Source organism: Pseudomonas sp. WSY_20 (assembly GCF_043104335.1).
In the GTDB taxonomy this organism is placed as follows: Bacteria; Pseudomonadota; Gammaproteobacteria; order Pseudomonadales; family Pseudomonadaceae; genus Aquipseudomonas; species Aquipseudomonas parafulva_B.
Genome location: NZ_JBICKP010000017.1, coordinates 163229 through 174938, shown reverse-complemented (window position 1 = coordinate 174938; position 11710 = coordinate 163229). Strand labels below are relative to the sequence as shown.

The following is an 11710-nucleotide window of genomic DNA, read 5'->3' as shown; positions in this document are numbered from 1 at the left end:
ATGACGCACTTGATCGTGGCACGCCTGAAACTGGCACGCGACGCTTTCACGCTGGACGTCGACCTGCAACTGCCAGGGCGCGGTATCAGCGCCTTGTTTGGGCACTCCGGGTCAGGCAAAACCAGTTGCCTGCGCTGCCTGGCCGGCTTGGAGCGCCCTGGTCAGGCGTATGTGCAAGTCAATGGCGAGGTCTGGGAGGACACCGCTCGCGACGTCTTTCTACCGCCCCACCAGCGCCCGGTGGGCTACGTTTTCCAGGAGCCCAGCCTGTTTGCGCACCTGAGCGTACGGGGCAACCTGGAGTTCGGCTGGCGCCGTGTCCCGTCGAGCCAGCGCAAGGTAAGTCTGGAACATGCCAGCGAGCTGTTGGGCATCAGTCACCTGCTGGCGCGCCGACCTTCGACGTTATCGGGGGGCGAGGCGCAACGCGTCGGGATTGCCCGTGCGCTGCTCAGCAGCCCCCGACTGTTGCTGATGGATGAGCCCCTGGCCGCTCTTGACGGGCCCCGCAAACGCGAAATCCTGCCTTACCTCGAGCGCTTGCACGAGGAGCTGGACGTACCCGTGGTCTATGTCAGCCACGCCCAGGACGAAGTGGCACGCCTGGCGGACCATGTGGTGCTGCTCGAGCACGGACGTGTGGTGGCAAGCGGTTCGGTTGCGCCTACCTTGGCCCGTCTGGACTTGTCGCTGGCCCAGGGCGATGACGCCGGTGTGGTGCTCGAAGGCCAGGTGACAGGGCACGACCCGCACTACGATCTGCTTGAGCTGCGCCTGCCTGGCAACAAAGGGCTCGTCTTACGTTGCGCACACCCCATGCGCGCCCTGGGCAGCGCCTTGCGGGTCAAGGTCCATGCGCGCGACGTAAGCCTGGCGCTCACCGCTGACGGCACCTCAAGTATCCTCAACCGAGTGCATGTTCAGGTACGCGACACCCACGCTGCTGACAACCCAGCCCATCTGTTGGTCAGCCTGGATGCCGACGGTAGCATCCTGCTCGCCCGCATTACCCGTTTCTCGGCGGACCAGCTTGGGGTGCACCCAGGCCAGCGCCTGTATGCACAGATCAAATCGGTTGCATTGCTCAGCTGACGTGCGGAAATGGAGCAACGGCCAAGCGGCTGTTGTCCATTGATCAGTGACTTGATCGAGGCCTGCCGCCCATGCTCGACTGCCCGCTTCCCGAAACGCTGCATTACGTCGACGACACCCAGCCCGGTTTGACTCGCCGCCGCTGGCGCGACCGCTTCATCTACCTGGATGCCAACGGTGAACGGGTACGCGACCCCGAAACACTGGCACGTATCGCTGCACTGGTAATCCCACCGGCCTACACCGATGTCTGGATATGCGCCGACCCGCAAGGGCACCTGCAGGCCACTGGCCGCGATGCCCGTGGCCGCAAACAGTACCGTTATCATGCCCAGTGGCGTGAAACCCGTGACCAGCACAAGTACGGCCGCATGCTCGCCTTCGCCCAGGCGTTGCCAAAGCTGCGCTCACAACTGGAAGCCCACTTGTCTCGACCCGGCCTTGACCGTGAAAAGGTCATGGCCCTGGTGGTCAGCCTGCTGGACCATACCCTCATCCGCATTGGCAACCAGCGCTATATGCGCGACAACAAGTCCTACGGGCTGACAACCCTGCGTAATCGACATGTAGAGGTCAAGGGCAGTACCATCCGCTTTCAGTTCCGCGGCAAGCGTGGTGTCGAACACGATGTAACGCTGCGCGACCGACGCCTGGCGGCCTTGCTCAAGCGTTGCATGGAACTGCCCGGCCAGGCACTGTTCCAGTATCTCGATGCCGATGGCCAGCGTCACAGCATTGGTTCGAGCGACATCAATCAGTTTCTGCAACAGCTGACTGGCGCCGACTTCACGGCCAAGGACTACCGTACCTGGGCCGGCAGCAGCCTTGCGCTGGACCTGCTCAGGCCCTTGGCCTGGGAGCCGGAGACCGAGGCCAAACGCCAGGTCGCTGCCATCGTCAAGCAAGTCGCCTCGCGCCTTGGCAACACCCCTGCGGTATGCCGACGCTGCTACATCCACCCAGCGGTACTGGAGCACTACACGCTCGGGCGCCTGGCCGCCTTGCCCAAGAGCCGAGTACGCAAGGGGCTGGACCCGGAAGAGGTCGCTTTATTGGTCTTTCTCAAGGCATTGGAACAGCAGGCCGCACATTGAGTGCGTCTATCCAACCGATGATGCAAAGGTATTTCCCATTGAACGACGCCATCACTATCCTTCAACACAGAGCACCTTGTCCTACAAAGCCTTCATGGGACGCCTGTTTGTCCGCTTCCCCTTTGCGTGCCATAGATTTTGACATTCTGGGAATTACTAGGCCTCTGAAGCGTCTTTAATGAGAAGGAAAAGGGATAGGCTCCCACCGCCAGGGCACATTGCCTGCGGACTTTTTTATCACCAAGGAGAAGTACATGCTGATACTCACCCGTAAGGTTGGCGAGAGCATCGTCATCAACGACGACATCAAAGTCACCATTCTGGGCGTCAAAGGGATGCAGGTGAGGATAGGCATCGACGCACCCAAGGATGTTCAAGTGCACCGCGAGGAGATTTTCAAACGCATCCAGGCCGGCAGCCCGGCCCCTGAAAAGCAAGACGACTGACACTGGTCATTCAAGCGGGCAGCAGGGATGCGCCCAAAGCCTCAGCCGCCCAATAGGCCACGCACGGTCGCAATCATCTCGCCCATGTCGAATGGCTTGTCGAATATTGCTGCGAATAATGCCGGGCATCCCTCGTTGGCCTGTGCGCCGCTCATGAGGATGACCGGCAGCGTCTGTAACGCAGGGTCAGCCCGCATGGCACGCACCAGCTCCTGGCCGTTGAGTACGGGCATCATGTAGTCGGTGATAACCAACTGCACCTGCACCCGGTTGAGCACCTCCAGTGCTTTCTGGCCGTTACTCGCCTTTTCGATCGCATACCCTTCATCCTCCAGGGCAAACCCCAGGATGTCGGCTATCAGGTATTCGTCGTCGACGATCAGCACGGTCTTCATGTAACTGAAACCTACAGGCTCCCTTGCGGCACAGCTGTGCCAGAGAGGGCCCCACTTGTGCCTTCGAATGCTCTGCGCAGTGTGATTCCCGTTGAAGCGATCACAAGCTCATGCAAGGACGCGTCGTGAGCACTGTCGCGCACTTTGAGAATTGAGAGCATGCGGCGCAAGGTGCCGTCATGCTCCACGAATCGCATCAGCACCAGGTTGTCGACGATGCTGGACAAGTCGGGCGCCGGCGCGCTGATCTCCGCACCGAAGATATCGCGCATTTCCCAGGTCAGCATCACACTCACCTGGCGAGCGCGCAGCTCCCCGGTCAGCGCGCGAAAGAAGGCATTCAGGCGCCCGGGTTCCGTGGCCAGGCGGCTCAACGCACCCAGGCTGTCGATCAGTACTCGCTTGGCGCCGGTTGCCTGTACCTGTTCGATCAAGCGCGCACCCAGCTGGTCCAACAGCACCTGCGTACTGGGCTCCCAGCACAGTGTCAGGCTCTGGGCCTGTTCCATGGCTGCAAAGTCGTACCCCAGTAAAGCCGCCTTGCTGTGCAGGCGATCGGGTGATTCATAGAAGCCGAAATGCAAACCGGGGGCCTGGGGTGTGCTGGCCGCCAGAAATGCCATGCCCAGCGACGTCTTGCCAATGCCCGAGGGGCCCATCAGCAGCGTGACCGATGCGGCGGACAGACCGCCATCGAGCATGTCGTCGAGCGCCGACACACCGCTGCTGATTCGTGATGCGGCTGCATTGCAGGGCCCAATGGGCTTGGCGAACAAGGACTCCAGACGTGGAAACACCGTCACACCGGTATCGTCTATCAGGCACTCGTGGCGCCCGGACAAGGCGCCACTGCCACGGGTCTTGCGCAACTGAATCGTGCGAACGGCGCGGCTACCCACCATCTGCTCACCCAGTTCGATCACGCCGTCGACCATCGTGTGCTCAGGGCTGCCTTCCTCAAGCCGCGCACTGGTCAACAACAGTACGGTGCAGCCGGCAAAAGCCGCATGACCTTGTAGTGCCGAGACGAATTTTTTGGTATCGAGCGATGTTTCGGCATGTACGCGAGCATTGAGTACGCCATCGACGATCAGCAGGCTGGCCTTGTGTCGACTGATCTCCTGCCTGAGCAACCGGACCACGGCATCAAGGCCATCCTGTTCCAGGGTATCGAAAGCGCTAACGAACTGAATCTGGTCGCCGACCATCGAAGGGTCGAAGAAGTCCAGCGTGCCCAGGTACTGAAATAACCGCTCATGGGACTCGCTGAGCAAGGTTGCCACCAGCGCCCGCCCTCCCTTGCGCACATGCTCGCAGGCCATCTGGTTGGCCAGGATGGTCTTGCCTGCCCCAGGTGGGCCCTGCACGATATACGACGCCCCTGTCACCAACCCACCTTTGAGCAGGGCATCGAGCCCGTCGATACCTGTCAGCAATCGCTTGAGTGTCTGAGTCATGCTGCGCCCCTTACGGTTCGATACCTGGCTGGCTTGAATGGACGGGCAAATATAGCCGCATGCGGGTGCCGACCCTCAGCTCGCTGTGCACACTGATGGCACCGCCGCTTTGCCTGGCAAATCCGTACACCTGGCTCAGGCCCAGGCCGGTGCCCTTGCCGAACGGCTTGGTGGTGAAGAAGGGTTCGAAAATACGTGGCAGCACATCCACCGCCATGCCCTCGCCGCTGTCCTGCACCTCGAAGCACACGAAGCGGCCATGCAGGCCGTCGACCTCGCCTGTCAGCAACACCGCTTCGACGGTCAGGACGATGTGGCCTTCCTCGGCAATGGCATCCCGGGCATTGAACAGCAAGTTGAGCAGCACCATTTGTAACTGACCAGCATCCACTTCAATGCTGGGTAGATCAGGCTGCACCCGCGCATCCAGTGTGACCGAACTGGGCAGTGCATGAACAAGCAATCCATGGGTAGCGTCGATCAATTTGGCCGGCTCGATACAGGTCACCTCAAACTTGCGATGACGGGCAAAGCTGAGCAGTTGACGGGTCAGGTCGGTGCCGCGTTGGCCAGCCTCGAGAATATTGTGCAGCATGCGCTGAGCGCGTTCTGGGTCGGGTGCAGCAAGGGCCAAGCGCGCAGAGCTGAGAATGATGGTCAGCAGGTTGTTGAAATCATGTGCCAGCCCCCCGGTCAGCTGACCCAGCGCCTCGAGCTTCTGGGCCTCGAACAATTGCGCTCTAACGGCGTCCAGCTGCATCGCCGACTCGCGCCGATCGGTAATGTCCCGCGTGACCTTGGCAAGCCCGACGATCTGGCCTTGATCATCGCGCACCACATCGAGGGCCACCAGTGCCCAGAAGCGCGTGCCGTCTTTGCGCTGGCGCCACCCTTCATGCCGCGACACGCCGTGTTCAAGCGCTTGACGCAGCAATTGCTCCGGCTTGCCTTCGGCGCAGTCTTCAGGCGTGAAGAACAGAGAAAAATGACGGCCCACCACTTCATCGGCGCTATAGCCCTTGATTCTCTGGGCGCCAGCATTCCACGAGGCGATATGACCGGTGGTATCCAGCATGTAGATGGCATAGTCCACCACGGACTGGACCAATTGCTCGTAACGATGAGCAGGCATTTCTGAATTGACCTGGCAATCAGTTGAAACCATGCGAGCTCCACCGGTACGGCAGGTAAACATAATCCAAACGACTACATCTCAGGCATTGACACACGCTGTTCACCGTCGTTGCGCAGTCGTCAGCCCGACCATCACATCCAGTGACTTGGCTAACATTGGGCCAAGCTCATGCCACTGTCAATCGGCTGCTCGCGATGGGATGTGATGTGCGGAATACGTCAGCCAAGGTTGACTCTGCTATAACGGTGGGTTATAAAGCCGCCTTGATTGCACAGCCCTTCTGTCTGAAGCGAGCCGGCCACCCGTGGCCCTTTCAAGCGTGCGAGTGTGGTGGAATTGGTATACACAGCAGACTTAAAATCTGTCGGCGTGAGCCTTGCGGGTTCGAGTCCCGCCACTCGCACCACATCCTGAAGAAGGCGCCTAGGGCGCCTTTTTTGCTGCCTGCCTTTTGCTAGCCTGCCACTACTCATCATCGCAGTCGTCGAACCACGCAGGATGATTGCGCTCGTCCTCTTCGAGTTCCTCAAACGACGGCTCCTCGATCTCGTCTTGCGCCCCATGAGCATCCGGCTCGAACGCGTCTTGTTCGTCATGAAGAAACTCATGATCCAGCAAATGATCATGCTCAGGTTCGTGCAGTTCGTCGTCGTGCATATGGGCCTCAATTCAAGTGGCACGCTTGTATAGGCTCAACTGCCTCTGAGGTCAACGCCGCAGTGATTTAATTCCAGGTTAATTCCACGCGTCCAATGTAGCGGCTCTCCCTTCAAAACGTCCTTGGCCCGCTGATTCCTGGCGGGCGTTTTTTTGTCGGTCGCTCAGCAGGGCCCGTCACCGCCGTCTCGTACATTTTCTTGGCGCACGACGCATCCATCACCTTCCCTTCACGAAATGATGACATTCACCTTGGCAATCTGAACCTGCTCCGTATGTTCTTGCAGCCCGCCGCATTCTTGCCGCGGGCTTTTCTTTTTGTCCCCGCCCTCCACGCCCCTGACTTTCTATGACCTGCGGCAGTTTCCCACATGCACGGTGGCGCTATTGTGCGTGGGCTATTTTCAAGTCAACCGGATAGACACGGAGGTTCACATGAAAGCTGCTGTCGTAGCCCCAGGCGGTCGCGTTGAGGTGGTCGAAAAAAGTATTCGCCCACTCGAATACGGCGAGGCGTTGTTGAAAATGCAGTGTTGCGGCGTTTGCCACACTGACTTGCACGTCAAGAACGGCGACTTCGGCGACAAGACGGGTGTTGTGCTGGGCCATGAAGGCATTGGCGTGGTGCAAGAAGTCGGTCCTGGCGTAAGCTCCCTCAAACGAGGCGACCGCGCCAGCGTGGCCTGGTTTTATGAGGGCTGCGGTCACTGCGAGTATTGCACCAGCGGCAATGAGACGCTGTGCCGACAGGTCAAGAACGCCGGTTACACCGTAGACGGTGGCATGGCCGAAGCCTGCATCGTCAAGGCCGACTACTCGGTAAAGGTACCGGAGGGGCTAGGGTCCGCCGCGGCCAGCAGCATTACCTGCGCAGGCGTGACGACTTACAAGGCAGTAAAGACATCCAATATCCGTCCCGGCCAATGGATCGCGATCTACGGGCTTGGCGGACTGGGCAACCTGGCACTGCAATACGCCAAGAATGTTTTCAATGCCAAGGTCATTGCGGTCGATGTCAACGAAGAACAACTGCGCTTTGCGACAGAAATGGGTGCCGATCTTGCCATAAACCCTTCCAGCCAGGATGCCGCGAAGGTCATCCAGGCACAGACCGGTGGCGCCCATGCCGCTGTGGTTACCGCCGTGGCCAAGGGCGCTTTCGATTCGGCCGTTGACGCGCTGCGTGCCGGTGGGCGACTGGTTGCCGTAGGGCTACCATCGGAAGCGATGAACCTGAACATCCCCCGCCTGGTACTCGATGGCATTGAGGTCATCGGTTCGCTGGTGGGGACGCGCCAGGACCTGCAAGAGGCCTTCCAATTTGCTGCCGAAGGCAAGGTGGTGCCAAAAGTCAGCTTGCGTCCCATCGAGGACATCAACCAGATTTTCGAAGAGATGCTCGATGGGCGCATCAAGGGCCGAATGGTGATTCAGTTCGAGGGTTGAACCAGGGGCACTTCACTCGAGCTCTGCGCAATAGGCAGCGGCCCTGCCCGTCAGGGCCGCAGGCCACTGCGGTGGCGGTTGTAGACTGATGAGCGCCGCGCTCAACGACCATGACTTCGAACCGCGTAGGCTGATGTGGGAGCTTTACGGCTGCGCCCCTCATATACCCACACTTGAGATACTGGCAGCTGTGCCATGACCTCGGCATCCTCCGCTTCGGTATGCGGCTTTTTACCTGTGTCCTTGGCCTTTACACACGCCTGCACACGCTCACGCTCGTCCGATGCCGCCTCGAGCATCTTGTTCAAAGATTCGACCATGCTGGAATAGTCCATTGCCTGACTCCTTTGCGGAAGGTGTTCACCTGATGAGCCTGATCATAGCGAGCCAACCTTTCAGAAACTGGCAACGCAAAACGCAATAAATCGTGGGTCTCCTACTTGATGACCCCTACTGCCGCGCGAGGTTCAGCCAAAGCGATCAACAGGTACCTTGAGACTAGCAGCCCTTGCTGTGTTTATCTGTCCCGACATCACATCAGCCCTGATCTACGCCGGCCTTGAACAGCTATCAGGTCTGTTACGTTCGTCGGAGAAGGTCACCAAGGGCCACATACTGCGCTCTACTTAAACAGGCATCCCCGTTTCCGGTCCAGAATCCACGGAACGTGGACGTCTCTGATTCAACAGGAGCCATTGTCATGACAGAAGAAGAAGCGCGCGATGTTGTAGAACGAATCCAACATGAACTCAGCCACCAGGCGCGGGTTGCCACGCGCATTGAAATACATGATTTGGGCCTGTGGGCGCGTCTGGAGAAGGCGCACTTCACAACAAGCACTCACGGCAACCTGTTGTTCGAAAAACCGGTCGTAATCGTACCCAAGTGTGATGCGTCCTACACCATCCTCTACACCTGTTGAGCCCACTCATTCAACCGTTCAATACAGGAGTCTCGGATGAGTATCCGTAGCCTTACGAGGAACCTGCCTGCCGATCCTTACAATCCAGGGTGGGTACTGGGGTGGGGCGTATTGAGAGACCGTCATCCGTGGCACTTTGTCGACGTTTACGCTGATCAGCTTACGGCCTATATCGAAGCCCAGCGCCGAGGGACGGGGTATGTGGTGGAATATGGCGCTCATCGCCTGGGCTCGAACGAATTTGTCTGTGGTGTCAGCCTTCCTGAAGGCTGACACGTGCGCCTGGCTTCATGAGCAGTCTTGATCCTGTGCTGAAATCAATTCAGTAGGGACACGGGTGCGCTCACTCTAAGATGGTCCCAACTTTACAGGGACAGACTCGACGAGTGGACCTCAATACTCATGACGCCTCAGAACATTACCTACTCGCTCAAACGCACGCGCTTTGACGAACATTATTGCCCGTGCCAAAACACGCGGCTGACCACAAACTTTGCCAACCTGGCCAGGGGTTCTCGCCGCGAACAGAACCTTCGCCAAACACTGGACATGATCAATAATCGCTTCAACGCGCTGGCGCACTGGGATAACCCTGCCGGTGACCGCTACACCGTGGAACTGGATATCGTATCGGTGCACATGCATTTCACAGCCGGGGTCACGAATACGCTGCTGCCCTTGATCGAAATACTGTCCACTACGGTGATCGATCATCATGCAGGCAAGCGTTTACCGGGTGTAGTCGGCAACAACTTTTCGTCCTACGTGCGCGATTATGATTTCAGTATTGTGCTGCCCGCCTATAACGCTCATCGCCCAAACTTCAGTGCCCCTGCCGATTTTGGAGCGCTCCACGGCAAACTTTTCAAAGGGTTTGTGGGCTCAACCGTTTACCAACAAACCTTCATCAAGCCGCCGGTCATTTGCCTGAGCGTGTCAAGTAGCAGAACCTATGAGCGCACGGGGCATTACCACCCCGTATTAGGGTACGAATACCGGCAAGACGAATATTCTTTGACCGATGCGTATTTCCAGAAAATGGGCTTGCGTGTTCGTTATTTCATGCCTGCCGGCAACAGGGCGCCGCTGGCCTTGTACTTTTCCGGCGACTTGCTCAATGACTACACCCCCTTGGAGCTGATCAGCAGCCTGAGCACGATGGAGACTTTTCAGAAAATCTATCGCCCCGAGATTTATAACGCCAATGCAACGGCTGGCGCCACCTATCAGCCCAGCTTGCAACACGAAGACTACTCCTTGACGCGCATTGTTTACGACCGTGAAGAGCGCAGCCGTTTGGCCATTGAACAAGGAACGTTTGCTGAAGCCCACTTCATCAAGCCTTATCACATGCTGCTCGAACAATGGTCTGCACACTTCGCAGACTGATCGCCTCTTCGCACAAGGTCGAATTTCATGAACAAATTGCTTCCCACCTCTACCGCTGGCAGCCTGCCTAAGCCGACCTGGCTCGCTCAGCCCGAAACCCTCTGGTCGCCTTGGAAACTGCACGGCGATGCCCTGCTAGAAGGCAAGCAGGACGCACTGTGCCTGGCGCTGCAGGAGCAGTCGAGCGCTGGGATAGACATCGTCAGTGACGGCGAACAGACGCGCCAACATTTCGTGACCACCTTCATCGAACACTTGAGCGGCGTGGACTTCGAGAATCGGCAGACTGTACGCATTCGTGATCGCTACGACGCCAGCGTCCCGACAGTGGTGGGTACGGTCGCCAGGCGCAAGTCAGTATTCGTCGACGATGCCAGGTTCCTGCGTAAGCAGACTCGACAGCCCATCAAGTGGGCGCTCCCAGGGCCCATGACCATGATCGACACGCTGTACGACAGCCACTACAAGAGTCGCGAGAAGCTCGCGTGGGAGTTTGCCGTACTGCTCAACCAGGAAGCCAGAGAGTTGGAAGCTGCGGGTGTCGACATCATCCAGTTCGACGAGCCCGCCTTCAACGTGTTCTTCGATGAAGTGAACGACTGGGGCATTGCCACGCTCGAGCGGGCATTGGAAGGCCTGAAGTGCGAGACAGCCGTGCATATCTGCTACGGCTACGGGATCAAGGCCAACACTGACTGGAAGAAAACGCTGGGTGCCGAGTGGCGCCAGTATGAAAAGGCATTTCCCAAACTCCAGAAATCCAGCATCGACATCGTGTCGTTGGAATGCCAGAACTCGCGCGTGCCCATGGACCTTATCGAGTTGATCCGTGGCAAGAAAGTCATGGTCGGCGCAATCGATGTGGCCACGCACATTGTCGAAACACCCGAGGCCGTTGCCGATACATTGCGCAAGGCGCTGGCATTCGTTGACGCCGACAAGCTCTACCCCTGCACCAATTGCGGCATGGCGCCCCTGCCCCGCTCGGTTGCCCAAGGCAAGTTGCGGGCCCTAAGTGCGGGTGCTGCAATCGTGCGGCAGGAATTGTCAGGTGCAGATCAGTAATAGGCGCACGTCAACTTGCGTTTGACGTTAGGGTCGCTTAGGGTCCTGCGGCGTCAAACAGGAGGTCATGACATGCTACGCCCCTATGTACTGCCGGATACCGATGCGGTACTGCAGATCTGGCTCGATGCATCGGTCCAAGCTCACCACTTCGTGCCTCGCGCCTTCTGGGAGGGCCAGCTCGAAGCGATGCGGACCGTTTACCTGCCCGCTTCGGAGACGTTCGTCTTCGAGCAGCACGCAACCGTCGAGGGCTTCATTTCTCTACTCGGGGAAACGGTAGCTGCGCTGTTCGTCGCGCCTGCGTCACAAGGCATGGGCATCGGTAGCCGCCTGCTCGACTACGCCAAGCAGCGCTCGGCACGCCTGGAATTGAAGGTGTACAGCGCTAATGAAAGCGCGGTCGCGTTCTACCAACGTTCTGGCTTTTCAATCGTGGCCCATGGTGAAGATGAACACACCGGTGCCACTGAGCTGACCCTTCAGTGGCTGGCGGCGACCTCTTGAATCCATAGCTTGCGCTTCACTGCCTGCCGCACCCTTTGCCATGGGTCAACCGAGTAGCCACATTTTAATGCATTGCCTGACGCACAGCCTGGCGAGCCGCTTTCA

At 58.6% G+C, this 11710-nt stretch carries 14 protein-coding genes and 1 tRNA gene; 10 read left to right on the top strand and 5 right to left on the bottom strand.

Going from position 1 to position 11710, the window contains the following annotated elements; genetic code table 11:
• The 3 genes from modC to csrA all read left to right on the top strand — a co-directional run bounded on the left by modC (nt 1) and on the right by csrA (nt 2632).
• Nucleotides 1–1092, top strand: coding sequence for a molybdenum ABC transporter ATP-binding protein (gene modC, locus ACF8E5_RS03910; RefSeq protein WP_078478387.1), 1092 nt, complete (start codon nt 1–3; stop codon nt 1090–1092).
• A 71-nt stretch (nt 1093–1163) separates the two neighbouring features.
• A complete protein-coding gene (locus tag ACF8E5_RS03905) occupies nt 1164–2186 on the top strand; it encodes a DNA topoisomerase IB (protein ID WP_196185390.1) in 1023 nt (340 codons plus the stop codon).
• Nucleotides 2187–2440: 254 nt separating this feature from the next.
• On the top strand, nt 2441–2632 hold the full coding sequence (gene csrA, locus ACF8E5_RS03900; RefSeq protein WP_058637808.1) for a carbon storage regulator CsrA: 192 nt from the start codon (nt 2441–2443) through the stop codon (nt 2630–2632).
• A gap of 41 nt (nt 2633–2673) precedes the next feature.
• Here csrA and ACF8E5_RS03895 read toward each other — a convergent pair whose 3' ends face one another.
• Genes ACF8E5_RS03895 through ACF8E5_RS03885 form a run of 3 tightly spaced genes read right to left on the bottom strand, consistent with a single transcriptional unit; the run spans nt 2674 to nt 5649 of the window.
• Nucleotides 2674–3027, bottom strand: coding sequence for a response regulator (locus ACF8E5_RS03895; RefSeq protein ID WP_392474932.1), 354 nt, complete (start codon nt 3025–3027; stop codon nt 2674–2676).
• Nucleotides 3028–3038: 11 nt separating this feature from the next.
• Nucleotides 3039–4484, bottom strand: a complete 1446-nt coding sequence (locus ACF8E5_RS03890; protein ID WP_058637810.1) for an ATPase domain-containing protein — start codon at nt 4482–4484, stop codon at nt 3039–3041.
• A 10-nt stretch (nt 4485–4494) separates the two neighbouring features.
• Entirely contained in the window at nt 4495–5649 is a 1155-nt protein-coding gene (locus tag ACF8E5_RS03885; protein ID WP_058637811.1) for a nitrogen regulation protein NR(II), read from the bottom strand.
• Between the two features lie 291 nt (nt 5650–5940).
• Here ACF8E5_RS03885 and ACF8E5_RS03880 point away from each other — a divergent pair.
• A tRNA-Leu gene (locus tag ACF8E5_RS03880) sits at nt 5941–6025 on the top strand.
• A 59-nt stretch (nt 6026–6084) separates the two neighbouring features.
• Here ACF8E5_RS03880 and ACF8E5_RS03875 read toward each other — a convergent pair.
• Nucleotides 6085–6276: a hypothetical protein gene (locus tag ACF8E5_RS03875; RefSeq protein ID WP_078478384.1), complete on the bottom strand. Its 192-nt coding sequence runs from the start codon at nt 6274–6276 to the stop codon at nt 6085–6087.
• Between the two features lie 435 nt (nt 6277–6711).
• Between ACF8E5_RS03875 and adhP the strand changes: the two genes are divergently transcribed.
• Complete coding sequence (gene adhP / locus ACF8E5_RS03870; RefSeq protein ID WP_058637813.1) at nt 6712–7722, top strand: alcohol dehydrogenase AdhP; 1011 nt, start codon at nt 6712–6714, stop codon at nt 7720–7722.
• Nucleotides 7723–7823: 101 nt separating this feature from the next.
• Here adhP and ACF8E5_RS03865 read toward each other — a convergent pair whose 3' ends face one another.
• Complete coding sequence (locus tag ACF8E5_RS03865) at nt 7824–8057, bottom strand: hypothetical protein (protein ID WP_058637814.1); 234 nt, start codon at nt 8055–8057, stop codon at nt 7824–7826.
• A gap of 365 nt (nt 8058–8422) precedes the next feature.
• On the opposite strand from ACF8E5_RS03865, the gene ACF8E5_RS03860 reads away from it, so the two are divergent.
• The 5 genes from ACF8E5_RS03860 (at nt 8423) to ACF8E5_RS03840 (ending at nt 11605) form a co-directional block, all read left to right on the top strand.
• Nucleotides 8423–8644: a hypothetical protein gene (locus tag ACF8E5_RS03860; protein ID WP_144964533.1), complete on the top strand. Its 222-nt coding sequence runs from the start codon at nt 8423–8425 to the stop codon at nt 8642–8644.
• A gap of 36 nt (nt 8645–8680) precedes the next feature.
• On the top strand, nt 8681–8917 hold the full coding sequence (locus tag ACF8E5_RS03855) for a hypothetical protein (RefSeq protein ID WP_392474930.1): 237 nt from the start codon (nt 8681–8683) through the stop codon (nt 8915–8917).
• Between the two features lie 129 nt (nt 8918–9046).
• Nucleotides 9047–10033: a DUF1852 domain-containing protein gene (locus ACF8E5_RS03850; protein WP_197843822.1), complete on the top strand. Its 987-nt coding sequence runs from the start codon at nt 9047–9049 to the stop codon at nt 10031–10033.
• Between the two features lie 27 nt (nt 10034–10060).
• Nucleotides 10061–11098, top strand: coding sequence for a methionine synthase (locus tag ACF8E5_RS03845; protein ID WP_182138774.1), 1038 nt, complete (start codon nt 10061–10063; stop codon nt 11096–11098).
• 72 nt (nt 11099–11170) lie between these two features.
• Complete coding sequence (locus tag ACF8E5_RS03840) at nt 11171–11605, top strand: N-acetyltransferase (RefSeq protein WP_145254811.1); 435 nt, start codon at nt 11171–11173, stop codon at nt 11603–11605.
• Nucleotides 11606–11710: the final 105 nt, after the last annotated feature.